The 23,940-nt window shown below is 43.8% G+C and carries 23 protein-coding genes; 16 read left to right on the top strand and 7 right to left on the bottom strand.

Features of this window, described 5'->3' with window-relative positions; translation table 11 throughout:
- Positions 1 to 18 precede the first annotated feature (18 nt).
- The 10 genes from ACO0KZ_RS11165 (at position 19) to ACO0KZ_RS11120 (ending at position 10,189) form a co-directional block, all read left to right on the top strand.
- Positions 19 to 1,944, top strand: coding sequence for a SurA N-terminal domain-containing protein (locus tag ACO0KZ_RS11165; RefSeq protein WP_422995227.1), 1,926 nt, complete (start codon positions 19 to 21; stop codon positions 1,942 to 1,944).
- 250 nt (positions 1,945 to 2,194) lie between these two features.
- Positions 2,195 to 3,634, top strand: coding sequence for a cytochrome-c oxidase, cbb3-type subunit I (gene ccoN, locus ACO0KZ_RS11160; protein ID WP_422995226.1), 1,440 nt, complete (start codon positions 2,195 to 2,197; stop codon positions 3,632 to 3,634).
- 25 nt (positions 3,635 to 3,659) lie between these two features.
- Positions 3,660 to 4,277: a cytochrome-c oxidase, cbb3-type subunit II gene (gene ccoO, locus ACO0KZ_RS11155; protein ID WP_422995225.1), complete on the top strand. Its 618-nt coding sequence runs from the start codon at positions 3,660 to 3,662 to the stop codon at positions 4,275 to 4,277.
- A 30-nt stretch (positions 4,278 to 4,307) separates the two neighbouring features.
- The gene (locus ACO0KZ_RS11150) at positions 4,308 to 4,454 is read left to right on the top strand and encodes a cbb3-type cytochrome oxidase subunit 3 (protein ID WP_422995224.1); all 147 of its coding nucleotides are present in this window, start codon (positions 4,308 to 4,310) and stop codon (positions 4,452 to 4,454) included.
- A 2-nt stretch (positions 4,455 to 4,456) separates the two neighbouring features.
- A complete protein-coding gene (gene ccoP, locus ACO0KZ_RS11145; RefSeq protein WP_422995223.1) occupies positions 4,457 to 5,467 on the top strand; it encodes a cytochrome-c oxidase, cbb3-type subunit III in 1,011 nt (336 codons plus the stop codon).
- A gap of 111 nt (positions 5,468 to 5,578) precedes the next feature.
- Positions 5,579 to 6,991 (top strand): cytochrome c oxidase accessory protein CcoG, encoded by a 1,413-nt coding sequence (gene ccoG, locus ACO0KZ_RS11140; protein WP_422995222.1) that lies wholly within the window; start codon positions 5,579 to 5,581, stop codon positions 6,989 to 6,991.
- A 24-nt stretch (positions 6,992 to 7,015) separates the two neighbouring features.
- Positions 7,016 to 7,573, top strand: a complete 558-nt coding sequence (locus tag ACO0KZ_RS11135; protein ID WP_422995221.1) for a FixH family protein — start codon at positions 7,016 to 7,018, stop codon at positions 7,571 to 7,573.
- A gap of 129 nt (positions 7,574 to 7,702) precedes the next feature.
- The gene (locus tag ACO0KZ_RS11130) at positions 7,703 to 7,960 is read left to right on the top strand and encodes a hypothetical protein (RefSeq protein WP_422995220.1); all 258 of its coding nucleotides are present in this window, start codon (positions 7,703 to 7,705) and stop codon (positions 7,958 to 7,960) included.
- A gap of 8 nt (positions 7,961 to 7,968) precedes the next feature.
- Positions 7,969 to 9,372 carry an oxygen-independent coproporphyrinogen III oxidase gene (hemN, locus tag ACO0KZ_RS11125; protein ID WP_422995219.1) on the top strand — a complete coding sequence of 468 codons (1,404 nt, stop codon included), beginning with the start codon at positions 7,969 to 7,971 and terminating at the stop codon, positions 9,370 to 9,372.
- Between the two features lie 16 nt (positions 9,373 to 9,388).
- Positions 9,389 to 10,189, top strand: a complete 801-nt coding sequence (locus tag ACO0KZ_RS11120) for a sulfite exporter TauE/SafE family protein (protein ID WP_422995218.1) — start codon at positions 9,389 to 9,391, stop codon at positions 10,187 to 10,189.
- A 34-nt stretch (positions 10,190 to 10,223) separates the two neighbouring features.
- Here ACO0KZ_RS11120 and ACO0KZ_RS11115 read toward each other — a convergent pair whose 3' ends face one another.
- The 7 genes from ACO0KZ_RS11115 to dbpA all read right to left on the bottom strand — a co-directional run bounded on the left by ACO0KZ_RS11115 (position 10,224) and on the right by dbpA (position 17,460).
- A complete protein-coding gene (locus tag ACO0KZ_RS11115) occupies positions 10,224 to 10,574 on the bottom strand; it encodes a flagellar basal body rod C-terminal domain-containing protein (RefSeq protein WP_422995217.1) in 351 nt (116 codons plus the stop codon).
- A 199-nt stretch (positions 10,575 to 10,773) separates the two neighbouring features.
- Positions 10,774 to 12,699 (bottom strand): MASE3 domain-containing protein, encoded by a 1,926-nt coding sequence (locus ACO0KZ_RS11110; RefSeq protein WP_422995216.1) that lies wholly within the window; start codon positions 12,697 to 12,699, stop codon positions 10,774 to 10,776.
- A 264-nt stretch (positions 12,700 to 12,963) separates the two neighbouring features.
- Positions 12,964 to 13,806 carry a universal stress protein gene (locus ACO0KZ_RS11105; RefSeq protein ID WP_422995215.1) on the bottom strand — a complete coding sequence of 281 codons (843 nt, stop codon included), beginning with the start codon at positions 13,804 to 13,806 and terminating at the stop codon, positions 12,964 to 12,966.
- 33 nt (positions 13,807 to 13,839) lie between these two features.
- The gene (locus ACO0KZ_RS11100) at positions 13,840 to 14,664 is read right to left on the bottom strand and encodes a Crp/Fnr family transcriptional regulator (RefSeq protein WP_422995307.1); all 825 of its coding nucleotides are present in this window, start codon (positions 14,662 to 14,664) and stop codon (positions 13,840 to 13,842) included.
- A 135-nt stretch (positions 14,665 to 14,799) separates the two neighbouring features.
- Entirely contained in the window at positions 14,800 to 15,174 is a 375-nt protein-coding gene (locus ACO0KZ_RS11095; RefSeq protein ID WP_422995214.1) for a response regulator, read from the bottom strand.
- A 203-nt stretch (positions 15,175 to 15,377) separates the two neighbouring features.
- Positions 15,378 to 16,013: a response regulator gene (locus ACO0KZ_RS11090; protein WP_422995306.1), complete on the bottom strand. Its 636-nt coding sequence runs from the start codon at positions 16,011 to 16,013 to the stop codon at positions 15,378 to 15,380.
- 61 nt (positions 16,014 to 16,074) lie between these two features.
- On the bottom strand, positions 16,075 to 17,460 hold the full coding sequence (gene dbpA, locus ACO0KZ_RS11085) for an ATP-dependent RNA helicase DbpA (protein WP_422995213.1): 1,386 nt from the start codon (positions 17,458 to 17,460) through the stop codon (positions 16,075 to 16,077).
- A 289-nt stretch (positions 17,461 to 17,749) separates the two neighbouring features.
- Here dbpA and ndk point away from each other — a divergent pair, with 289 nt between their 5' ends.
- From ndk to hisS, 6 genes are all read left to right on the top strand, one after another.
- Complete coding sequence (gene ndk, locus ACO0KZ_RS11080; RefSeq protein WP_186889323.1) at positions 17,750 to 18,175, top strand: nucleoside-diphosphate kinase; 426 nt, start codon at positions 17,750 to 17,752, stop codon at positions 18,173 to 18,175.
- 86 nt (positions 18,176 to 18,261) lie between these two features.
- Positions 18,262 to 19,419 carry a 23S rRNA (adenine(2503)-C(2))-methyltransferase RlmN gene (gene rlmN / locus ACO0KZ_RS11075; protein ID WP_422995212.1) on the top strand — a complete coding sequence of 386 codons (1,158 nt, stop codon included), beginning with the start codon at positions 18,262 to 18,264 and terminating at the stop codon, positions 19,417 to 19,419.
- Positions 19,416 to 20,213: a type IV pilus biogenesis/stability protein PilW gene (gene pilW, locus ACO0KZ_RS11070; RefSeq protein WP_422995211.1), complete on the top strand. Its 798-nt coding sequence runs from the start codon at positions 19,416 to 19,418 to the stop codon at positions 20,211 to 20,213. Before rlmN ends, pilW begins: the two co-directional genes overlap by 4 nt.
- Entirely contained in the window at positions 20,206 to 21,246 is a 1,041-nt protein-coding gene (locus ACO0KZ_RS11065; RefSeq protein ID WP_422995210.1) for a helix-turn-helix domain-containing protein, read from the top strand. The genes pilW and ACO0KZ_RS11065 overlap by 8 nt, the downstream gene beginning before the upstream one ends.
- A 2-nt stretch (positions 21,247 to 21,248) precedes the next feature.
- Positions 21,249 to 22,511, top strand: coding sequence for a flavodoxin-dependent (E)-4-hydroxy-3-methylbut-2-enyl-diphosphate synthase (ispG, locus tag ACO0KZ_RS11060; protein ID WP_422995209.1), 1,263 nt, complete (start codon positions 21,249 to 21,251; stop codon positions 22,509 to 22,511).
- Between the two features lie 66 nt (positions 22,512 to 22,577).
- On the top strand, positions 22,578 to 23,939 hold the full coding sequence (hisS, locus tag ACO0KZ_RS11055) for a histidine--tRNA ligase (RefSeq protein WP_422995208.1): 1,362 nt from the start codon (positions 22,578 to 22,580) through the stop codon (positions 23,937 to 23,939).
- Position 23,940 lies beyond the last annotated feature (1 nt).

Here is a 23,940-nt window from a genome sequence, read left to right as displayed (position 1 = left end):
CGAATTGATCGGTAAACCATGTTTGAGTATATTCGTACCCATAAACGCATCATGCAAGGCGTGCTCTTGGTGATTATTTTTCCATCATTTGCTTTGTTTGGTGTCGATAGTTTCATGCGTTCGCGTGATGCTAATACATCGGTGGCGACGGTCGCAGGTCAAGCAATTAGCCAGCAAGAGTTTGATCAGGCTATGCGTAGTCAATTGGATCGATTGAAGCAGGCTTACGGCCCTGAATTTGATGCACAGATGCTCAATACGCCTGAAGCGCGTCAAGGTATTTTGGATGACTTGATTGCGCGTAAAGCAATGAGCGCAGAAACTGTAAAAAACAAATTGACTGTGACGGATCAGTCTTTGCAACAGAATATTCTCGAAACGCCAGGCTTGAAGAAGCCTGATAACACGTTTGATACGGATCGCTATAAGAGTTTATTGGCGATGCAGGGCATGACACCTGCAATGTATGAAGCAAGCTTGCGCCAAGATCTGGCATTGCAGCAGTTAGTTAATTCTGTACAAAATTCTGCGATTACTTCAAAAACTGTCGCTGAACGTATCGCGATGATCTCTGAGCAAGAGCGTGAAGTTCAGTCTTTGACTTTCAAAGCAAAAGACTTTGCGGCCGATGTCAAAATCACGGATGCTATTTTGCGTGCTTACTACGATAAAAATACGGCGCAATTTGAGATTCCAGAATTGGTTAATGCAGAGTATGTTGTGTTGAGTAATGAGGCTTTGGCGGAGCAGATCACAGTCGCTGACGCAGACGTGCTCGCACATTATGAACAAAACAAAAAGAATTACACAACGGATGAGCAACGCCGTGCCAGCCATATTTTATTAAACTTGAAAAAAGACGCGAGTGCGGATGAAATTAAGGCGGTAAAAGACAAAGCTGCAGCTTTGTTGGCACAAGTGCGTAAGAGTCCCGATCAATTTGCTAAGTTAGCGAAAGAAAACTCTCAGGATTTGGGTTCCGCTGAGCGTGGTGGCGATCTCGATTATTTCTCTCGTGGCGCTATGGTGAAGGCGTTTGATGAAGTCGTGTTTAAGTTAAAACAAGGTGAGATCAGTGATCTGGTACAAAGTGAATTCGGTATCCACATTATTCAGCTGACTGCAGTTAAACCAGTTGCCATAAAGCCTTTGGACGAAGTGAAAGCACAATTGGTTGCGGATATCAAAAAGCAGAAAGCTGCAAAGGCCTATGCCGAAGCTTCTGAAGCTTTCACAAATATGGCGTATGAACAGCCAGATAGTTTGAAGCCAATCTCAGAGAAATTGAAGCTAAAGATTGAACAGGTTAGCAATTTGCAGCGTCAAAGTATACCAGGCGCGCCTGCAACCATGATTGCAAATAACCCTAAGTTTTTGAAAGCGATTTTTTCTGAGGATTCATTAAAGAAGAAGCACAATACAGAAGCAACTGAAATCGCACCTAATACTTTGGTGGCAGGACGTGTAGTTGAATATAAGCCAGCTAGCAAGCGTCCTTTTGATGAAGTGAAAGCGGTTATTCAAGCTAAGATTGTTCAAACTGAATCCCTAGCTCTAGCAAAGAAGGCTGGGGAGGCCAAATTGTTGGCTTTAAAGTCAGCAGATAATGCAAGTGGATTCGCTGAAGCAAAAACAGTATCTCGTTTGAAAAAGCCAGAGTTGAGTAATGAGGCATTTTTAGCTGTGGTAAAAGCAGATGTGCAAAAATTGCCAAGCTTTGTAGGCGTTGAGGTGGCGGGGCAAGGGTATGAGGTATATCGTATCTCTAAAGTAACGCAAGCTACGCCAGATCCTGCTCGTCGTTTGTCGGAAGGCAAGCAAGTAGAAAACTCTGTGGCACAACAAGAAGTTTACAGTTATGTCGAGGCGTTGAAACAAAAAGCAAAGGTCACCGTTAATCGCGCAGCCTTAGCATCAAAATCAAATCTGAATGCGGCTCAATAAAACTATGTAAAATTGTTTTCCAAGATTTTATATAAGATGCGGCGCATCGGGTATTAGAAAAAGACAGTCTTCGGACTGTCTTTTTTTTTCCTAAATTTTGAGATTTTTCGCATTTTTTCACGGTATTTCATGGAAGTCCTGTATTTGGGTAAAAAGTTGCTTTGTAATACAGGTTACATTTGATTTGTATCAATGTAGCTCTGTGGAACGATTGTTATCCTGCAACTGTATTCTTTAACCGAGTGAGATCATGACTATAAACAATGAAAATACCTACAACTATCGCGTTGTTCGCCAATTTTCTGTCATGGCAGTAGTTTGGGGTGTCGTCGGCATGCTAGTAGGCGTGCTGATTGCAACTCAACTTGCCTGGCCAGAATTTTTATCCGGAATTCCTTGGTTGAGCTATGGGCGATTGCGTCCTCTACACACCAATGCAGTGATTTTCGCATTCGGTGGCTGTGCACTGTTTGCGACTTCGTTCTATGTTGTGCAGCGCACTTGTAATGTTCGCTTATTCGGTGGCCCTTTGATTGAGTTTGTGTTCTGGGGGTGGCAATTGGTGATCGTTGCTGCAGCAATCAGTTTGCCTATGGGATTTACTCAAGGCAAAGAATATGCTGAATTAGAGTGGCCTATTGATATTCTGATCGCTGTAGTTTGGGTATCGTACGCTGTTGTATTTTTTGGCACTATCGTAAAACGTAAAGTTGAGCATATTTACGTTGCGAACTGGTTCTATGGTGCGTTCATCGTTGCGGTTGCAGTACTGCATATCGTTAATAGTGCGGCTATGCCTGTTTCGTTTTTGAAATCTTATTCCGCCTACTCTGGCGTGCAAGATGCAATGGTGCAATGGTGGTATGGACATAACGCGGTCGGATTCTTCTTGACTGCAGGTTTCCTTGGAATGATGTATTACTTCGTGCCAAAGCAAATCGGTCGTCCTGTGTACTCCTATCGTTTGTCTATCGTTCACTTTTGGGCGCTGATCTTTACGTATATGTGGGCAGGTCCGCATCATTTGCACTACACCGCGTTGCCTGATTGGGCGCAATCGATTGGTATGTTGTTTTCCTTGATTTTGCTGGCACCATCTTGGGGCGGTATGGTTAACGGTGTGATGACTTTATCCGGCGCTTGGAGCAAGCTGCGTTCTGACCCTATCTTACGTTTCTTGATCGTTTCTTTATCGTTCTACGGTATGTCGACTTTCGAAGGACCGATGATGGCGATCAAAACGGTAAATGCCTTGTCACATTACACTGATTGGACAGTGGGGCACGTTCATTCTGGTGCTTTGGGTTGGGTTGGTTTTATCTCTATTGGTAGTTTGTACTATCTGGTACCACGTTTGTTTGGTCAGACTGAAATGTACAGCAAACGCCTGATCGAAATGCATTTCTGGATTGCGACGATAGGTATTGTTCTTTATATCGCTGCGATGTGGATTGCGGGTGTGATGCAAGGCTTGATGTGGCGCGCAGTCAACGAGGATGGAACTTTGACTTACACCTTCGTTGAATCTGTTAAAGCGACGTATCCTTACTATGTAATTCGCCTAGCTGGTGGTGTTTTGTATTTGAGTGGCATGTTATTGATGGTTTATAACGTTGCTAAAACAATGATGCTGGCAAAACCTGTCAGCAATGCGATCCCTGCATTGCCAGCTCATACTGCTCACGCTTAACCTCGACATCATCAGGAGAATAACTATGCGTAAATTTACTCATGATTTGATCGAGCGCAATATCGGTCTTATGTTGGTACTGGTCATTTTGACGATCAGTGTTGGCGGTCTAGTCGAAATCGTACCTTTGTTTTTTCAAAAGTCGACGACTTTAGCAGTGCAAGGAATGAAGCCCTATACCGCCTTACAGTTGGCCGGACGGGATATTTATCTGCGTGAAGGTTGCTACGGTTGCCATTCACAAATGATCCGTCCTTTCCGCGCAGAGACAGAGCGTTATGGTCACTACTCTGTGGCGGGTGAATCTGTTTATGATCATCCGTTTCAATGGGGTAGTAAGCGTACAGGTCCAGACTTGGCGCGTGTTGGTGGTCGTTACAGCGATACTTGGCATAAGGATCATTTGACCGATCCTCGTTCTGTGGTACCTGAATCAAATATGCCCGCTTATCCATGGTTGCTCAAAGCAACTGTCGATGATGCAGGCATGGCGCCAAGAATGCGAGCGATGCAAACTTTGGGTGTGCCTTATAGCGCGGAAGACATTGCAAAAGCTTCTTACGAAGTCAAGGGCAAAACAGAGATGGAAGCTTTGATCGCGTATTTGCAGGTATTAGGTACTGCAATCAAGAACAAGAACTAGGATGAATATTACTTTTTAGGAGAGTTGACGATGAATTTTACGATCTTAAGTAGTGCGATGACAGTGATTAGCATGATCGTTTTCATAGGCATCCTATACTGGGCCTTTAGTTCTAAGAACAAGGCTCGCTTTGAAGAACAGGCACAGTTGCCACAAGATAATGAGAATGGAAAATAGCCATGGCAGATTTTTTTAGCGAATGGTGGAGCACCGCAATTGCTGTGTTAACAGGCATTAGTATTCTTGCGTGTGGACTCCTATTGTGGTCTCAATCCAAAGTTAAAGTGAAGATAGGTGCGGATGGCAAGCCATTGCCAGCCGAAACCACAGGTCACGTTTGGGATGAGTCGTTAATGGAGCAAAACAATCCGTTGCCAAAATGGTGGATGTGGTTGTTTTATCTTACGATTGCTTTTAGCATTGGTTATTTGATTGTGTATCCAGGTATGGGTTCTTACAAAGGAACTTTTGGCTGGTCGCAAGAGGGTGCCTATCAGAAAGAAATGAAGGACGGCGAAGCGCAGTACGGTCCTTTGTTTAATAAGTATTTGAACACTGATGTTAAGCAAGTCGCAATGGATCCTCAAGCACGCGAAATCGGCCAACGTTTGTTCTTGAATAACTGCGCTCAATGTCATGGCTCCGATGCACAGGGCGGCAAAGGCTATCCGAACTTGACTGACAATGATTGGTTGTATGGTGGTACGCCAGAAATTATTAAGACGACTTTACTTGAAGGTCGTCAAGGTCAAATGCCACCAATGGCTGCTGCACTAGGTGGCGAAGATGATGTGAAAAATGTCGCCAACTATGTCATGAGTTTGTCAGGCGCAGCACATGATCCAATTAAAGCTGCAATTGGAAAAAGCAAATTTGGTGTGTGCGCGTCTTGTCACGGTGCAGACGGCAAAGGCAACCAGGCACTTGGTGCGCCAAACCTAACGGACAAAATCTGGTTATATGGCGGTGGTATCGACAACATCATGGAAACGATCAATAAAGGCCGAGGTAATCAAATGCCTGCGCATAAAACGATTTTGACCGATGCTAAGATTCATTTGCTGACTGCCTACGTTTGGGGATTGTCAAATTCTGGAACTACGGTTTCTGCAGCAGATGCAAATGCATTAAAACAAATTGCAAGTACGCCTGCTGCGGCGAGTGCAGAAGTCTCGGCCGATAGCAAATAAAAATGTGAGTAAGCTGTCGACACGCATGTATTTGTGCAAATGTGTTGGTTAATATTAGTAAGAATGCCTGCAAAGTATCGCAGGCAAAAAAAGAAGGTAAAGTAGTACGATATGAAAAAAATACCAATTATTCCGGTGCCTAGTGACGAAGCGGAATTAGCTTTATTTGAAGAGCGTAAAAAGATTTATATGCGTTCTCAGAAAGGTTGGTTTCAATCCTGGCGTTGGATATTGGTATTTTTTACGCAGGTTCTGTTTTATGGCTCTGCTTGGTTGACCTGGAATGATAGACAGGCAGTTCTGTTTGATCTGGTGAGCCGTAAGTTCTACATATTTGGCCTGGTTTTATGGCCTCAAGATTTTATTTATCTTGCTGTTCTATTAGTCATTTCTGCATTGTCCTTGTTTTTATTTACCGCCATTGCAGGGCGTTTGTTCTGCGGCTATGCCTGCCCACAGACGGTGTATACCGAGATCTTTATGTGGGTAGAGGCCAAAATTGAAGGTGACAGAAATGCGCGCATGAAGTTAGATCAGGCGCCGATGTCCCTCAATAAGTTTCGCATTAAATCAACTAAGCATTTTATCTGGCTGGCAATTGCGCTCTGGACCGGATTTACCTTCGTTGGCTACTTCACGCCGATTCAGACTTTAGCGAGCGAAGTATTTTCGTTTAGCTTAGGACCGTGGGAAACTTTCTGGTTTCTATTTTATGCGTTTGCTACCTATGGTAACGCCGGTTTTATGCGTGAGCAGGTTTGTAAATACATGTGTCCTTACGCACGCTTTCAGAGTGCGATGTTTGATAAAGATACTTTAATCGTTACTTATGATACCGAGCGCGGGGAGCCACGTGGCTCACGTAATAAGAAAGTTGATTTCAAGGCAGAAGGTTTAGGATCATGTGTTGATTGTGGAATCTGTGTCCAGGTTTGTCCAACCGGAATTGATATTCGCCAAGGCTTGCAGTATGAATGTATTGCCTGTGGTGCTTGTATTGATGGCTGTGATCAGGTCATGGATAAAATGGGATATGAGCGCGGACTGATTCGTTACACTACTGAGCATGCTTTAGCAGAAAAAATGACTAAGGATGCCATGTGGAAACGGGTATTCCGTCTGCGTACTTTGGTATATGGCGCGATACTTGGTTTGATTGTTTTGGCAGCGGCAGTCTCTTTGGCTTATCGTGTACCTCTGAAAGTCGATGTCATACGCGATAGGGCGATGCCTAAAATTACTGAAGTTGGCGACATAGAAAACGTTTATCGCCTACAAATTATGAATACCCAGGAAATTGCGCGTAGCTTTAGAATAATTGTCAAAGGTATTCCTGGCGCCATCATTGTGAACGAAGCACAGATATCAATTAAAGCTGCAACTAGCGCCGCATTTCCTGTGCGTGTCAGGATTCCAGTTGGCGCCGCACCCACTGGTTCTAACAGAATTCGTTTCGTCATCAATGATAGTGAAAACTCGAATGTTTCGGTGACTGAGAAAGCAGTTTTCTTAGTGCCTAAGTAAGTGAATTGAATTGAAGGAGTCATAATGAATACAGGTATTTTGACACAGCCGATCAAGAAAGATCTTTGGTACAAAGAGCCTTGGCTATTGTTGGTTGTCGGTGGGCCATTGCTCGTTGTGTGTGCGAGTTTATTTACTGGCTTTATTGCATATCGTGGCGCTGATCAGGTGGTTGCGAAAGATTATTATCGCCAAGGCTTAATGATCAATACCAATTTGCAGCGTGATGCCAAGGCGCGCGAACTAGCTTTACATGCTGGATTGCAACTGGATATGGCGAACAAAAAAATTGTGATGCAAATGAGTTCTAAGCAAGTATTGCCGGATATAGTTCAAGTTAGTTTGGCCAGCTCAGGTGCAACTAACGGATCTGTGGAGGAGGTCGTTCGCCGCTTGCCTTTTAAGCTTGTGAGTGCCGGTAAGTATGAGGCTGATCTATCGCAAGACAAAAAATTGGAAAGTGCTATTAACACCGGCGAACTTCATATCTTGCACGTCAAGTTGGAGACAACGGATTGGCGACTTACTGGCGATTGGCTCAATCCTTTGCAAAGAAATTTGGATTTGTCACCGTCACATTGAAGTTTGCGTGCGATGAGTGGCGAGTAAAATTATTGTGCGTTTGTGAAGTTGTGTTTAGCTTTTCTTCGGATGAACTTTGAATCTTGAGTCGTCGGTAGTAAATAGTGAATCACGGTAAAGGAGTGAAGTTTGGAACCTAGCAATCTGCAACAAGAAAAAACATCAATACGTTCCATGTTAATGGTTGTATTGTGGCCGGCTTTTTTAATGGCTTGTGTCGCGACTGGCGTTTTCTTTAGTCTGGTAGACCCTATGGAGTTGATCGTGCTCGACGAGCGTGTTCATGTGCACATATTAGGTGCTTATACCATAGGCTTTTTGATTTTCTGGGCATTGGGTTCATTCTCTAGTTGGTTGACGACTTTACTTTTACGAAAAATAACTTAAAATAAAAAATGGCGATTCTAGAACAAACCGCAAAAGATAATCTTGAGATTTCTGAGGAGCTGATCCGGCGTTTCGACTCATTAGGGCCACGTTATACGTCCTATCCGACAGCCGATCGTTTCCATACCGAATTTTCCGAAAAAGCATATAGTCAGTATCTTGAGCAACGCAATCATGCTGTGAATAAGCCGCCTTTGTCTTTGTATATTCATATCCCGTTTTGTGCTTCGCTTTGCTACTACTGTGCCTGTAATAAAGTTATTACAAAAGATCGTAGCAAGTCTGCGATCTATTTACATTATCTGGCAAAAGAATTGCAATTGGTAAAGCAACATTTAAGCTCCAGAGAAACGATATCTCAGCTGCATTTGGGTGGTGGAACGCCAACCTTCCTGAGTGAAGATGAAATGCGTGGCCTAATGACGATGCTGCGCGATAATTTTGATTTTGCGGAGGACGCAGAAATCTCAATCGAAATTGATCCTCGTACTGTTACAGCCGAAACTTTGCAGTTATTAGCCGATATAGGATTTAACCGAACCAGCTTAGGCGTGCAGGATTTTGATGAACAAGTACAAATTGCCGTGCACAGAATCCAGCCGTATGACATGGTTGAGAAGTGCATTACGCAGAGCCGGGACGTTGGATTTCAATCGATTAATTTTGATTTGATTTATGGATTGCCTAAACAAAGTTTAGAGAGCTTTTCACGTACCTTAGATCAGGTGATTGCGCTATCGCCAGCGCGCATCGCTTTGTATAACTATGCGCATTTGCCGACACGCTTCAAACCGCAGCGCCGTATAAACGAAGCGGACTTACCTTCAGCTGAACAACGGTTGCAGATCTTCTTAATGTCTCTGCGTCGTTTATTGGCAGAGGGGTACGTGTACATCGGATTGGATCACTTTGCGAAACCTGACGATAGTTTAGCCTTGGCAGTTAAAGATAAGTCCCTGCATAGAAATTTTCAAGGGTATACCACACGTGCAGATTGTGACCTGATCGCTCTGGGTCTGTCTTCAATCGGCAAGATTGGCGCATCATATGTGCAAAATCTGCGCACTTTAGATGAGTACTATGCTGCCCTCGATCAGAATAAATTGCCGGTAGAGAAGGGCTTCCATTTGAATGCAGATGATTTATTGCGACGCGAGATCATCATGGATTTAATGTGCAGCACGAAGCTGGACATCCCGGCTTTTGAGAAAACATATGACATCCAATTTTCAGAATATTTTGCAAATGAATTGTCTCGTTTGCGGACTTACGTTGATGAAGGTTTAATGAGTATCGATAAGTCTGCAGTCAGCGTGACAGCAAAAGGCCGTATGTTTGTGCGTGCTTTCAGTATGGTCTTTGATCAGTATTTGTCACGTCAAAGCAGTGCAAAGTATTCTAAGTTAATTTAATTTAGTTTAACTTGTTATGATCACGCTTCCGCTTATTTTGGCTGTACTTTCAGCGGGACTGATCGGTGGATTCCACTGTGTAGGCATGTGCGGTGGTATTGCATCGCTATTGAGTAATTTACCTCAAGTTGCCGGCAGCGAAAGCAATAAATACAATGCTCCAGGCTTTGCTGGCAAAGTCATCACGATTCATGCCACTCCCGCAAAGGCAACTGAGTTAGCAACATTTCAAGTTACTCAATTTTTATATGCATGTAAATTGCATGTTGGTCGTCTGACGACTTATGCACTCATTGGTGCGGTATTTGGCGGGGTCGGAGCTACTAGTCTACAATGGAAAGCTGATTTACCCATTACAACGGTATTCTTTGTCTTGGGTAATGTGGCATTGGTTGTACTCGGACTGCGTTTACTAGGATTGAAAGTTCAGACATTGCTGCCAGTCTTTCTGAATAATAGGATTCAATCTGTCTATGGCAAGCTTATGCCAACCATGCAGAAAGGCAGTCAACATCCTTACTTACTTGGATTAACTTGGGGTTGCTTACCTTGTGGCCTATCATACGCAATCGCCCCATTTGCGTTGTTGTCTGGGGCTGCATGGTCTGGTGCTGTTTTGATGGTCGTGTTTGGCCTCGCAGCATTGCCACATCTACTCATAGCACAAAAGATTTCGAGGCAACTAAAGGCAAACGGATTGATGGTGTTTGTACAGATGCTATTTGCATTAGTTTTGATTGGTATGGGGCTGGCTGGCTTGTTTTACTTTGATATGAAAAACATGCCTGATTTTTTGTGTATTACACCTAGATACTAAAAGGATTATTTAATTCAATAAATGGTCGATCAGTCTATTTTTTTAGATCAAGCAAGGTCGAAAACATCTCATCAGCCGTTTTGACGATTTTCGCAGAGAACTCAAATCCGGCTTTATATTGCAAATTATTGGTGAGTTCGGTAGCGAGATCGGTAGCACTTGATTCATTTCTATCCGTACTTAAGCCGCTATCTTGGTTAGCCAGTTGCTGACTAGTTTTGCTGATATTGACAATCACACCGCCATTGGCATTCTCTTGAAAACTTGCAGTTTGTGGCTGATAGTTTTTCGTGCTGGCATTGGCAATATTATTGGAGCTGCTATCGATAGCACCTTGGTAAGACTTCATTCCTGAAATTCCTATGTTGAGGCTAGAAATTGTCATAATCTTTACTCCTGTTTCATTAAGCTCACTTTAAGCATCAGCTTAGTCCTATTTACTCAATTTTGCAGAAATTTTTATTCATGAAAGACTGCAATAATTCTTTAGCCTGGCTTTGGAGTGCCTTTATTCGTTATTGAATCAGTCCAGCCGCTAATACACTATTCCTGAGGTTTAAGCTATAAGGAATGGGAACTTGAGTTTACAAAGGCAAACTAATTTCGATTTTTGTACCTTTACCAACTTCACTTTGAACGTTAAATTCACCTTGCATGGCTTTGATTCTTTCACGCATACCAACTAGGCCGAAAGAACGAGTTTTGTTCATTGCACCTTCTTCAATTCCGCGGCCGTCATCTTGGATAGTAAATGCGAGCGATTGGTCGCCTCTCTCAAAACGAATCGCGACACGATTTGCTTTAGCGTGACGGGCAACATTGGTTAATGACTCTTGAATAATGCGGAAGATTGCGGTGCTACGTTCATCGTCTAAAATTAACTGTTCTTCGTCTGCTATCAGTTCACAATGAACACCGTGTCGTTGCGAGAACTCTTTCTGGAGTGTTTGTAGCGCAAAAAATAAACCACCTTCGTCTAAGGCCCTAGGCCGCAAATCAGTCGCGATGCGCCGTAAGGTGGTTATGGAAGTCAATAATAATTGATCCATACTATTCAATGTTAGACGTGACTTGTCCGCCAAATTTTGATCTCGTTGCAACAGAGATAAGTCCATTCTTAATGCTGCCAATAATTGACCAAGATCGTCGTGCAATTCACGTGCTATATGTTTTCGCTCTTCTTCACGTATGCTCTGTAAGGCTGACGAAAGCTGACTAAGTTCCGCGTGATATTGCGCCATTTTTTCTTTTGCGATTTTGCGTTCGCTGATATCACGGAAAATCACGGTGTAAAATTTTTTCTCGTTTTCGATTAAACTAGAAATCGACGCCTCAATAGGGAACTCACTTCCATTCGCATGTAGGCCCGTCACATAGTAATCATCGAAATTGCTCCCCATTTTTCTTCTTGTTGTGCCTCGCGCGCCAAACTGACTGACATGATTATTGTGAATATGACGATGTCGCATTGGGATAACGATATCGATGGCGGCACCTAATAACTGATCTACGGTATAACCAAAAATACTAGCTGCAGCAGGATTGACCAGAATAATGATGTGTTGTTCGTCTATGGTCAGAATGCCGTCCATTGCAGTTTCAATGACACCCACCAATCGTCGTTTGTGAATCATTAACTCATCTGCGGTTTTTTGAAGGTTCTTTGTGGTTTGAATTAATCCAGAATAGGGCGCTTGAATATTGATATCAACCATACTGCGATAAATGGCGAACGCTGCAAAGACCTGAAAAACATGGCCGATGACTACAAATAATTCATCTGGAAACTTGTACATAGAAAAGTAAGTTTCGGAAATCGCCATCATGACGCAAGCGAAAATTAGTAATGTCCGTTTAATCTTTAAATCGCTATAGGCGTTAATGCTTTGAGACCGCAAAATTTGACGATAAAGCACAGCAGCTGTGATCAGGTTTATTATCACCAGAATGACTTCTGCTTGAATTTTGAAAAGCGTTTGCCCTGTGCCTTGTAGATACGTTATGGGGATGTGTTCTGCGAGGCTAAATACCAGTGCACAGGTAATAATGGAGAAAGTTAAAATTATATAAAAACTCATTAGGGAGTGACGGTTTGAGATTTCAATGTCTTTGGTTTGAATCGCGAGGCCTAACAATGTAAGACTAATGATATAGCGTGAAAGTAGCCAGAAACTAAGCGACTTGTGCATGTCCAATGCATCAGGAAATCCAGGCATGCCTTGAAATGAAATTGCATGCGAAAAGCCAAAAATCGCTGCGCTTAGAAATGCAGTGGCTAAAATAAGGCTACTGCGTTTGCGTAAATCGGCAAAGGCGTTCCATGAAACAATAAACACAGAAGTAAAAATGATAATGGTGGCAGTCTCAAGCGCAGTGTGAATGCTGAGAGCATTGGGTATTCTTATGTTTGCAAATAGGGCCTGCTGCGACCAAAGAATACAGGAAAGAATGAACAGGCTGACGCTAACCCAGGTGATGCGTTGCAATTCATTTTGGGTGACATTTTTCATGTTGCGTGACAAGAATAGGTGAATTCGTAGTTTAGCGAGAAAATTGACGATTGTGTATTCTTCAAGATAGGTGCCAACCACCAGTTAAGCTTGTCACCTAAATCGAAACAGCTGTATGTTTTGAATTAATTCACGGACACGGTTGTTTCGCCCTTGGCGCTGGAAAAGTTCAGATGAGTAAACGTGACTTGGAGATACCTAGAGGCGACGCAGAGGGAGTCAATTTTTAGTTTGAAAATGCTTTTGATGTTTTGAAAGGCAAGACTAATGAGCCATTAGAACAGGAATTTCCATTGCCTCTAACACGGTTCGAGTTGCGCCTCCCATGATCATTTCTCTGAACCGTGAATGGCCATAAGCCCCCATGACCAAGAGGTCAGCCCCGTTTTCTTTGCATACATCCAATATAGCCCTACCTTTGTCGTGTGTGCTAAAGCGGGTTGTGATCTCAACCTTGATGCCATGGCGCGCGAGAAATAGTGCTACATCGGCGCCAGGTTCTTCGCCATGCGTTTGTTCTGTTTGATTTGGATTGACGATCAAAACATGGACTATTTTGCTAAGTTTCAATAAAGGGATTGCATCCGTCAATGCACGAGCGGATTCTCGACTACCATCCCAAGCAACCACGCAACGTTCACCAATCGTCGTTGAGCTTGTCCGCGCATGGGGAACCACCAATACAGGGCGACCGGAATTGACCACCATAAACTCTGGGAAATCTGACATCACAGAAGGAGAGGGTTCATTTAAATTGGTTTGCCCTATGACAATCAAATCAGCGTAGCGCGCGCGTAAGCCCAAACCACCGTTGGCTTCGTCGTTAGCAATCACACATTCAGTCGTGCTTACTCCTAAATCAGTGCTGGATTGTTTGAAGCGGCTTATCGCTTTTTCCGCACGCTCTCTTAATGCAGATAGATGCAACATAATATTGGGATCGCCGACGCCAAGATCTGTGCTTTCAAAAATGTATCGTGATACGCCCGTGAGTGCAATTCCGGTCAAATGTGCATCAAACTTTGCGGCAAGGGTATGCGCAATTTGAGTGCGTTTAACTGAACTTTGCGTTTCATCTACGTGTACTAGGATCGTCTTGTAAGTCATGATTTACTCCAGAGTGGATCGTATATCTAGATACTAGTTGAGTGCCGCCACCATGTCACTATTCCATTGCGGCAGGATGTTTTTATTGACGAGTGCGGTGACTTTTTCTGTTACTTTATCGCTTACTTTAATTCTGGCTTTGGCTGGAGGTAAGCGGCGTAAGGTTTTTAAGGCGACGGGATCGATCAATTTGATCTCACGTTGTTCGACGGAAATTAGACTGAGTTCGTTTAATGCAGATAAGGTTCTGCTGACGGTTTCTAATGTTAATCCCAGATAACTGCCTATTTCTTGGCGAGTCATGCGTAAGTTGAAACTGCGACCAGAGTAGCCCATTTGATTGAATCGTTCGCCAAGGTTGGTTAAGAAACGAGCCACTTTAGCTTCGGCGCTGAGGGCGCTAAGCATACTGATCATCATTTGTTCACGTACGATTTCACGACTCATTACACTAAACATTGCTTGTTCTAGTTCTACGTGAATACGACCAAGAGAACTAAAAGTTTTGTAAGGTACCAAAATCATATCGCAATCACTTAATGCGATTGCCTCAGACGCATAGTGTTGTTTGTGTATGCCATCAATTCCTAATAAGTCGCCCTTCATTGGGAAACTCAATACTTGTTCGTTACCGTATTCATCAATGTGAACCGTTTTCAGAAAGCCGGAGTTCACAATGTATAGCGTATCAAAGGCTTGTCCAATGCGATGGATGCGCTGACCTGCTTTAAAGCGAACATGTTGAAATAGTGTGTCTTCAGCATCTGCGGTAGCTGGTGTCTGAATAGTCAGTAGTTCGCACACTTGACGTAAGTTAGACCACAAACTGCCTTGCTGGCGCCATGCACTATCAGACATATTTGCGACATCGGCAAAACGATTTGGCTGATTTAGTGTAAATAAGTTTGACATGATGGGCTCTCTTTAAAATGAATTTATAAACTGTTTAATTTGAGAAAAATCGATATTGATTTGTTTGTTTTTTTCTGGAGTTTAGTGGGCTGCGCCAGACGCTTTCCATCGATGCAAAATCCCCGGAATTTGCTCAAAATCAGTAGATTTGTCTAAGAAACTATCGGCGCCAGCGCGCAGCGCTTGCATACGATTTGCATCGTTTGAATGATTGCTTAAGACGACGACGCGAATTTCTGGATGAGTGGTTTTTATTTTTTTTAACAGCACTAATCCGTTGCCATCGCGGAGTTGTATATCCAGAATCATCGCGTCTGCATGTGCGTTAAGAATTTTGTCGTAGGCACTGACGATATCCGTGGTGATGCCAACGATGCTGATGTCTGGCAGCTCCTCAATGAATCGTACCAAACGGTTTTGTATCAGGAGAGAATCTTCAACTATAAACAGGTTCATGGCACGTTTGATCTTTAATGGACTAGCGTTATTGGCATGGGTTCATTATGGCGATGTACGTGTTTGATTTAAATCAGTAATTGCTGATTTGAAATGTGGGAACTTACTTGAGGCGACTAGGAATAATCCTACAGTCGGAGGAGGGGAAGCCCGTTTGAAGGCGGGCTCATAGGGAAGTTTGAAAAGAAGAAAAAGGGGACGAACTATTTCAATAAGTGATGGGTCATCGCGTATTGCACCAACTCAGAAATTGAATTTAACTCCATTTTCTGCATGATGCGTGTTTTATGCGTACTAACCGTTTTTACGCTTAGATGTAGCATCTCTCCAATTTCAGTAATAGATTTGCCTTTTGCAAGATGACAAAAAACCTCAAATTCCCGGTCTGATAATGAATCGTGCGAGGAGTCGTTATTGGTCGATGGCATTGCAGACATTGCTAGTTGTTCTGCTACCTCCATGCTAATGTATGGCCGACCAGAAGCGACCTTTCTTAAAGCGCTTACTAGTTGTGTGCCAGCACTTTCTTTAGTCAGATATCCGTTTGCTCCAGCGCGAATAGCCCGCACAGCGTATTGCTCTTCCTCATGCATAGTGAGAATCAAAATGGGAAGCTTAGGAAATTCGTCTTTAATTTGGTGAATTAGGTCCACGCCACTGCGACCCGGCATGGAAAGGTCGAGCAACAAAACGTCAAATTTTTCTGAACGTACTTTAGTAATGGTGTCATGCCCATCAATCGCTTCGCCAATTACTTGAATGTCTTCGATGCCATCCAAGATGCGTTTTAATCCCTCGCGCATGATGGTGTGGTCGTCTGCGATTAAAATTCTTATCATAAAGATTGGTCTCTGCTTGTCAGGTCTGTACGTTGAAAAAGGACTTAATGCAACTTCGTGTTCAAGTAATTTCACGAATTTTAAACTGTCTGCCTTTGATGTTGCAGCGTCCAAGCTTGTTTAAAACTTGTTGGGCAATATCGTGGTCAACTGCGACGTAAGACATAAATTCAAAAACATTTATTTTCCCAACTTGATCTTTGCTGACGCCGACCTCGCCAGTTAGCGCGCCAAGAATGTCGCCTGGGCGCAATTTATCTTTTTTGCCACCAGAAATGCAGATGCTAATTTTCGGTGCAATCAATTCGGTTTGATTGAGATTAAGTTCACTCAAAGACTTCCAAGTCACGCTTTGGTTTTGATATTCTTCAATTAGGCGTACCCATTTTTTTTCGTTTGTGGATGCCAAGGTCAATGCCAAGCCACGTTCGCCTGCGCGTCCTGTTCTGCCGATCCGGTGGATATGCACCTCGGTATCTTTAGAAACGTCAACATTAATCACTGCACCTAAGGACTGGATATCGATGCCGCGGGCAGCGACGTCGGTGGCAACAAGCACGGAACAACTCTGATTCGCAAATAACACTAGAATCTCGTCACGATCACGTTGTTCCATGTCGCCGTGTAAGGCGAGCGCTGTAATCCCCAGTTGTTGTAATTCTTCGGCTAATTCATCACAGTGGATTTTGGTATTGCAAAATGCGATGCTGGAGGTGGGTTGATAATGAAAAAGTAACTTGCTGACTGCAGTGTTTCTGCTTTCGGGAGTGACTTCAAAGAAAAATTGTTCGATTTGTTGGTTGGCGTGTTGGCTTTCAACTTTGATCTCAATCGGGTCGCGTAAAAAACTTGAGGTCGCATGACGCATATCATTTGGGTAGGTCGCCGAAAATAGTAATGTCTGACGACGCGGTGAGCAGGCAGCCACGATACCGACGATATCCTCAAAAAAACCCATGTCGACCATGCGATCAGCTTCGTCCAGTACCAAAGTTTGAACGGTTGCTAAATTAATGCTCTTGCGGCCAATGTGGTCGAGTAGTCGCCCCGGTGTTCCAACTACGATGTGGGCGCCATGCTCCAATGAGGCGATTTGCGGGCGCATTGGTGTACCGCCGCATAGGGTGAGAATTTTGACGTTGGCGGTGGCTCGAGCCAAGCGCCGCAATTCATTCGACACTTGATCCGCTAATTCTCTGGTAGGACAAACCACTAATGCCTGAGTCGCGAAGTAGCTGGGATTTAACTTACTTAGAATGCCAATGCCAAATGCAGCGGTTTTGCCGCTTCCTGTTTTAGCCTGTGCAATCAAATCACGATGTTCCAGCATGAAAGGGATACTGCTTGCCTGAATGTCTGTCATTTCCAGATAGCCCAAACTTTCTAGATTGCTAACTAATGTTGGGTTCAATGCTAAGTCGGAGAAACGTTTTGCAGTAGTACTCATTTGATTGCTCGTATTTTTGTATTGAATCGAAGCGCGAAGTCTAACAGTTGCTGCTTCTCAGTACCATGTTTGCTGAACTCTAGAAAGGTTTTGACTACTAATTAAGCTCATGACTGCCTATTTTCCTAGTTCTTTGGCAATTTTTTGAAGATATATCGATTTTGTTCTGTATTTTTGCAAAATAGAAAATAGACATGTTTCCTAGGTGAAGTGGTTTCGTGCTAAAATCTAAGGTTAGATGAATTCTTGAAATTTTGTCTTAACCCTTTCTTTTTATTGGAGTTTTTAGATGGCTATCGAACGTACATTATCAATCATTAAACCTGACGCAGTTGCAAAAAACGTTATTGGTCAAATCGTCAGCCGCTTCGAAGGTGCTGGCTTGAAAGTTGTTGCAGCTCGCTTGACACAATTGTCTCGCGCTGAAGCAGAAGGTTTCTACGCTGTGCACGCAGCACGTCCATTCTTCAAAGATTTGGTCGATTTCATGATCTCTGGTCCAGTTTTCGTACAGGTATTAGAAGGCGAAAACGCGATTTTGACAAATCGTGATTTGATGGGTGCAACAGATCCTAAGAAGGCAGAAAAAGGCACAATCCGTGCAGATTTCGCTGAGTCTATCGATGCAAATGCAGTTCACGGTTCTGATGCTGCGGAAACAGCTGCAAATGAAATCGCTTACTTCTTCCCAGCATTGAACGTGTATTCACGTTAATCTGTACTGAAGCAAACGTACTGTAATTATTGGTTTTATCTGGGGCGCTTGCCTCAGGCGCGAAAAAATTTAAAGCGAAGATTTAAATGACGGCACTCACCAACTTATTGGATTTTGATCCTGCACAACTTGTAGCGTATTGTGGCGAGTTGGGTGAGAAGCCGTTTCGCGCAAAACAATTGCAGCGCTGGATACATCAATTCGGCGCTAGCAATTTTGATGAAATGACTGATCTGGCAAAATCTTTGCGAGAGAAGTTGGCGGGGCGTGCGCATATTTCGGCGCCGGCAGTAATTAGTGATCACACATCGACCGACGGTACCCGTAAGTGGCTTGTCGATGTCGGAAATGGAAATGCAGTTGAGACTGTATTTATTCCAGAAGAAAACCGCGGCACTTTGTGTATCTCTACACAAGCGGGCTGTGCAGTTAATTGTCGGTTTTGTTCTACTGGTAAACAAGGATTTAATCGAAATTTAAGCGTAGGTGAGATTATTGGCCAGTTGTGGATGGCTGAATTTGAGCTGCGTAGAACTAAGGGCATAGAGCCTGGTCCGAAAGGCGAGCGCCAAATTACCAATGTGGTGATGATGGGAATGGGTGAGCCGTTGTTGAATTTTGAGCCAACTGTCACTGCCTTAAAGTTGATGCTGGACGATAATGCCTACGGCTTGTCACGTCGCCGAGTGACTTTGTCGACGAGTGGTGTAGTGCCAATGATTGATAAACTGTCGAGGGAATGTCCCGTGGCGATGGCGGTATCTCTGCATGCCTCGAACGATCAATTGCGCGATGGTTTAGTGCCATTGAATAAGAAATATCCGTTGCATGAGCTGATGGATGCTTGTCGTCGTTATTTGGAGTTCGCGCCGCGCGACTTCATTACTTTTGAATATTGTATGTTAGACGGTGTCAATGACACTGATCAGCATGCGCGGGAGCTGGTGGCTTTGGTGAAAACCGTTCCGTGCAAATTTAACTTAATCCCGTTTAATCCTTTTCCAGAGTCTGGTTTAAAACGTTCGTCAAACGTGCGTATTAAATTGTTCGCACAAGTTTTGATGGACGCTGGTATTGTCACGACTGTGCGTAAAACCCGCGGTGATGATATTGATGCCGCTTGTGGTCAATTGGCTGGCGAAGTGCAAGATAGAACCCGGGTTCAAGAGCGTATGCAGCAAATGTCTGAGTACCAGAAAAAATTTGGCCCCAATTTTGGCAAAATTACGGAGATTAAGGAATGAAATCCTGCAAAGCAGTTTCAGTGATCTTTTTATGTTCTTGCACATTGCTCTTGGCTGCTTGTTCTAGTTCTCGTTTCGTAAGTTCGATGGATGATGAAAAGGTGAGGACCGAAACGCCTGATGTGCAACGCCGGGTCTCAATTCGTATGCAACTGGCAGTCGATTATTTTACGCAGGGTCAATATAAGCCGGCCTTAGAGGAAATTCGCCAGGTTGTTAGTTTGTCGCCGAATTTTGCTGATGCATATAGTTTGCGCGCATTAATTCAGATGGAAATGAATGACATGCCAAGAGCCGAAGAGAATTTTTTGCACGCTCGTAAGTTAGATCCTACGAATTCGGATATTACGAATAACTACGCATGGTTTCTCTGTGAGAATGGTCGTGGAAAACAGGCTTTGCCTTTGTTTGATAAGGTTTTGAGTGATCGCACTTATGCTGCGCCTGTGAAGACTATGGTCAGTGCTGGTGTTTGTAGTTTGCGTTTGAAAGATCTGGCAACCGCGGAGCGCTATTTTAAGTTGGGTGCTGAGTTGCAACCCAATAATCCGACTATCAATGGGAATCTTGCCAAGCTTTATTTTGACAGGGGGCAATTTTCAGATGCTAGGATTTACATTCAGCGTGTATTGAGAGAAGAAATCTTCGCTGCTGATGTGTTGTGGTTAGCAATTAAGATTGATAATAAACTTGGCGATGCAGCGTCAGTAAATGGCTTGGCAACACAATTACGTCGTAGACATCCGAATTCAAAAGAATTCGCGTCGTTCCAAAAAGGTGCGTTTAATGAATGATTTGTCGCAAGTATCGACTCTTGTTGAGGGTGATGATGCTCCTGAGTCAGTTAATGTGATATCTGACATGTCCGTTGGTGGCAGGCTGTCAGCTGGGCGCCAGCAGAGAAACTGGAGTATTCAGCATGTTGCGGAGCAGTTGAAATTGTCGCAAGGTCAGATTCTTGCATTGGAATCAAATCAGTTTGAAAAATTACCGAAGCTGGTCATAGTTCGTGGCTTTGTGCGTGCCTACGCCAAGTTACTGAAAATTGATGCGGATAATTTAATCGCTTTATTACCAAGGGATGGTGAGCTGGTGCAATTGGAAACTTCCTTGCGTCCTGCCTTGTCGACACCGTTTGTTGATTCTCGCTTGTCTTTGCTTGGACATCATGATAATAATCGCCGCTATATTATTGGCGCCATATTCTTAATTGTGTTGGTGGTGATTTTTTTGGTTCTGCAAAAGACTGAATTCGGTAAAAATTTGATTGTAAAGTTTCAGACGCCTTCAATGACCCAGTCAGCTTCAGATGAGCTGGTTAAGCCCGCAGCTGCACCACAAGAAATCCCCGCATACAATGATACGGGTGTAAATTCGAGCCCGGCAAAAGTGGAGAGTGCGGTTACTTCCATGCCAACTCTGCAAGGGTCTGAAGCGGTGCCTGTACCAGGGATTCAAGTTGAAGAAAAAAACGTCCTTCCAGAAACGTCTCAAGATAAGCTAGAAGCTGTTAATTTGACGTCGAAAGTAGTGCCAGCCACAGAAGTTCCAAAGGCTAATAGTGTTGTTACACCTGCAGCCACTGCTAGTGCCGATGTCGTCGTGTTCAAATTCCGCGAAAATTCTTGGATACAGGTGAAAACGGATACAGGCGCGATATTGGTTGCTCGCCTGGCAAAAGCGGGCACGGAAGAGTCGTTTAACATCAAACAAGGCTTGCAAGTAAGAATTGGCAATGCTGCGGGTGTAGATGCTTTGTTGCGCGGGCAGCCTTTGACTATTTCCTCTGAACGCGGCAGTAATGTGGCCAATTTTACGGTGAAGTAAGTATGTTGATTAACTTGCAGGAAATTTCTTCTGGATCACTTTTGCGTCGTGAATCTAGAGCTGTAAAAGTGTCCTATAAAGAAAAGATTGTTACCGTTGGCGGTAATTCGCCAGTGGTAATTCAATCCATGACCAATACCGATACAGCCGACGTGATAGCAACTGCGATACAAATCAAAGAGCTGGCGCGTGCTGGTTCAGAGTTGGTGCGCATAACCGTCAATAATCCTGAAGCCGCTGCTGCTGTTCCTGCGATTCGGGAGCAGTTGGATCGTATGGGTATCGATGTTCCATTGGTCGGTGATTTTCATTACAACGGTCACACCTTGTTGAAAGATTTTCCTGATTGTGCGAGTGCTTTATCTAAGTACAGAATTAATCCTGGCAATGTTGGTCAAGGCGCTAAGCGCGATATACAGTTTGCACAAATGATAGAGATGGCGTGTCGTTACGATAAGCCAGTTCGGATTGGTGTGAATTGGGGTAGCTTGGATCAGGCCTTGCTCGCTAGAATTATGGATGAAAACTCTCAGCGCGCTGAGCCATTGAGTGCACAATCGGTAATGTATCAAGCCTTGATTACATCAGCGATTGAGAGTGCACACAGGGCAGAAGAACTAGGTTTGGCAGCGGATAAAATTATTCTATCTTGCAAGGTGTCCGGCGTGCAGGATTTGATTGCGGTTTATCGAGAAATCGGTAAACATTGTGATTATCCTTTGCATTTAGGTTTGACAGAAGCAGGCATGGGCAGTAAGGGTATCGTTGCATCGACTGCTGCTTTGTCTGTCCTTTTGCAAGAGGGTATAGGCGATACGATTCGGATTTCCTTGACGCCTGAGCCTGGCGGTGATCGTTGCCGGGAAGTTTTTGTCGCGCAAGAAATTTTGCAGACAATGGGCTTGCGTAAATTTATGCCTATGGTGATTGCTTGTCCTGGCTGCGGCAGAACGACATCGACGGTGTTTCAGGAATTAGCCGATAATATCCAATCGTTTTTGCGTGAACAGATGCCAAGTTGGAAGCTCAGTCATCCTGGTGTGGAAAGTATGAATGTCGCGGTGATGGGGTGTATTGTGAATGGCCCCGGTGAATCAAAACACGCCAATATTGGTATTAGCCTACCTGGAACAGGTGAGTCACCTGCAGCACCTGTGTTCATTGACGGCGTGAAAGCCATGACTCTGCGTGGTGATAACATCGCTAAAGATTTTCAGCAGATTGTGCTCGATTATGTGCAAGCCAATTACGCGCCGACGGCGTAAAGAAATTATATTAAGAGATTAGATTTCAATTAAAAATAAAATGGAAATGAAAGTGGAAATAAGCGCATGTCCGAAGACAAAAAAATAGAAAAGATCAGCGGTATTAAAGGGATGAATGACATTCTTCCGGAACAGGCTGCGCTTTGGGAGTTATTTGAAAATACAGTGCAATCGGTGTTGAAAAGCTATGGTTTTCAACAGATGCGTACACCGATTGTAGAGGCTACACCTTTATTCGCCCGAGGTTTAGGCGCGGTTACTGATATCGTTGAGAAAGAAATGTATTCTTTTGAAGATGCGATGAATGGCGATAAGCTCACTCTGCGTCCTGAGAATACTGCGGGTATTGTACGAGCGGCTTTGGAGCATAACATTACTTATGAAGGTCCAAAGCGCGTTTGGTATAACGGTCCTATGTTTCGTCATGAAAAACCGCAACGTGGTCGCTATCGTCAATTTCATCAAGTCGGTGCTGAAGCTTTAGGTTTTGCAGGTCCAGATATTGATGCTGAACTAATTGCGATGTGCCAGCGCCTGTGGGATGACCTTGGTCTTTCAAATGTGCGTTTGGAGTTGAATTCGATCGGTGATGCCGCGGAGCGCAATAAACATCGTGCTGAGTTAATCGCATATTTTGAGCAACACAAAGAACAATTGGATGCTGAGGCACAACGTCGGTTATATACCAATCCTCTGCGTATTCTCGATACCAAAAATCCTGCGATGCAAGAGTTAGTGAACAAGGCGCCTAAATTATTGGATTTTTTAGGTGAAGAATCTAAAGCGCATTTTGAAGGCGTACAGAAGATACTACGCCATAATAGTATTCCATTTACGATTAACCCAAGATTGGTGCGCGGTATGGATTACTATAATCGTACGGTATTCGAGTGGGTTACAGATGAGCTGGGCGCGCAAGGCACAGTTTGTGCCGGTGGTCGCTACGATACTCTGTTTACGATTTTTGGCGGAAAACCGACACCGGCTTGTGGTTTCGCGATGGGAGTTGAGCGCTTGTTGGAGCTAATGAAACTCAATGGCGATGCTGAAATTGCGAATAGTTGTGATGTCTATTTAGTACATCAAGGCGAGCAAGCGCAAATGCAATCTTTCGTTTTAGGGGAGCGTTTACGTGATGCAGGCCTAGATGTTGTGTTACATTGCGCATCTGCTACGGGAATCGGTAGTTTTAAATCGCAAATGAAGAAGGCGGATGCTAGTGGCGCTGCATTTGCTGTCATTATTGGCGAAGATGAAGCTGCGGCTGAGACAGTCACTGTAAAGTCTATGCGTTCAGACGATTTTGCGAATAATCAAACCAGCGTTCCTTTTGATACTGCGGTTGATTATTTAGTCGATCAAATAGTAGGTGCTGATCACGACGAATCCCAGTGCGACAACCCTAATCATATTCACATTCATCATTAAT

This window comes from Undibacterium sp. Di24W (assembly GCF_049340325.1).
Classification (GTDB): Bacteria; Pseudomonadota; Gammaproteobacteria; order Burkholderiales; family Burkholderiaceae_D; genus Undibacterium.
This window is presented reverse-complemented; position numbering and strand designations above follow the sequence as displayed.

Bases quoted from the DNA above. Each gene is read 5' to 3' on its own strand.
- ACO0KZ_RS11165 (WP_422995227.1), top strand. From the start codon at position 19: ATGTTTGAGTATATTCGTACCCATAAACGCATCATGCAAGGCGTGCTC.
- ccoN (WP_422995226.1), top strand. From the start codon at position 2,195: ATGACTATAAACAATGAAAATACCTACAACTATCGCGTTGTTCGCCAA.
- ccoO (WP_422995225.1), top strand. From the start codon at position 3,660: ATGCGTAAATTTACTCATGATTTGATCGAGCGCAATATCGGTCTTATG.
- ACO0KZ_RS11150 (WP_422995224.1), top strand. From the start codon at position 4,308: ATGAATTTTACGATCTTAAGTAGTGCGATGACAGTGATTAGCATGATC.
- ccoP (WP_422995223.1), top strand. From the start codon at position 4,457: ATGGCAGATTTTTTTAGCGAATGGTGGAGCACCGCAATTGCTGTGTTA.
- ccoG (WP_422995222.1), top strand. From the start codon at position 5,579: ATGAAAAAAATACCAATTATTCCGGTGCCTAGTGACGAAGCGGAATTA.
- ACO0KZ_RS11135 (WP_422995221.1), top strand. From the start codon at position 7,016: ATGAATACAGGTATTTTGACACAGCCGATCAAGAAAGATCTTTGGTAC.
- hemN (WP_422995219.1), top strand. From the start codon at position 7,969: ATGGCGATTCTAGAACAAACCGCAAAAGATAATCTTGAGATTTCTGAG.
- ACO0KZ_RS11120 (WP_422995218.1), top strand. From the start codon at position 9,389: ATGATCACGCTTCCGCTTATTTTGGCTGTACTTTCAGCGGGACTGATC.
- ACO0KZ_RS11115 (WP_422995217.1), bottom strand. From the start codon at position 10,574: ATGACAATTTCTAGCCTCAACATAGGAATTTCAGGAATGAAGTCTTAC.
- ACO0KZ_RS11110 (WP_422995216.1), bottom strand. From the start codon at position 12,699: ATGAAAAATGTCACCCAAAATGAATTGCAACGCATCACCTGGGTTAGC.
- ACO0KZ_RS11105 (WP_422995215.1), bottom strand. From the start codon at position 13,806: ATGACTTACAAGACGATCCTAGTACACGTAGATGAAACGCAAAGTTCA.
- ACO0KZ_RS11100 (WP_422995307.1), bottom strand. From the start codon at position 14,664: ATGTCTGATAGTGCATGGCGCCAGCAAGGCAGTTTGTGGTCTAACTTA.
- ACO0KZ_RS11095 (WP_422995214.1), bottom strand. From the start codon at position 15,174: ATGAACCTGTTTATAGTTGAAGATTCTCTCCTGATACAAAACCGTTTG.
- ACO0KZ_RS11090 (WP_422995306.1), bottom strand. From the start codon at position 16,013: ATGATAAGAATTTTAATCGCAGACGACCACACCATCATGCGCGAGGGA.
- dbpA (WP_422995213.1), bottom strand. From the start codon at position 17,460: ATGAGTACTACTGCAAAACGTTTCTCCGACTTAGCATTGAACCCAACA.
- ndk (WP_186889323.1), top strand. From the start codon at position 17,750: ATGGCTATCGAACGTACATTATCAATCATTAAACCTGACGCAGTTGCA.
- rlmN (WP_422995212.1), top strand. From the start codon at position 18,262: ATGACGGCACTCACCAACTTATTGGATTTTGATCCTGCACAACTTGTA.
- pilW (WP_422995211.1), top strand. From the start codon at position 19,416: ATGAAATCCTGCAAAGCAGTTTCAGTGATCTTTTTATGTTCTTGCACA.
- ACO0KZ_RS11065 (WP_422995210.1), top strand. From the start codon at position 20,206: ATGAATGATTTGTCGCAAGTATCGACTCTTGTTGAGGGTGATGATGCT.
- ispG (WP_422995209.1), top strand. From the start codon at position 21,249: ATGTTGATTAACTTGCAGGAAATTTCTTCTGGATCACTTTTGCGTCGT.
- hisS (WP_422995208.1), top strand. From the start codon at position 22,578: ATGTCCGAAGACAAAAAAATAGAAAAGATCAGCGGTATTAAAGGGATG.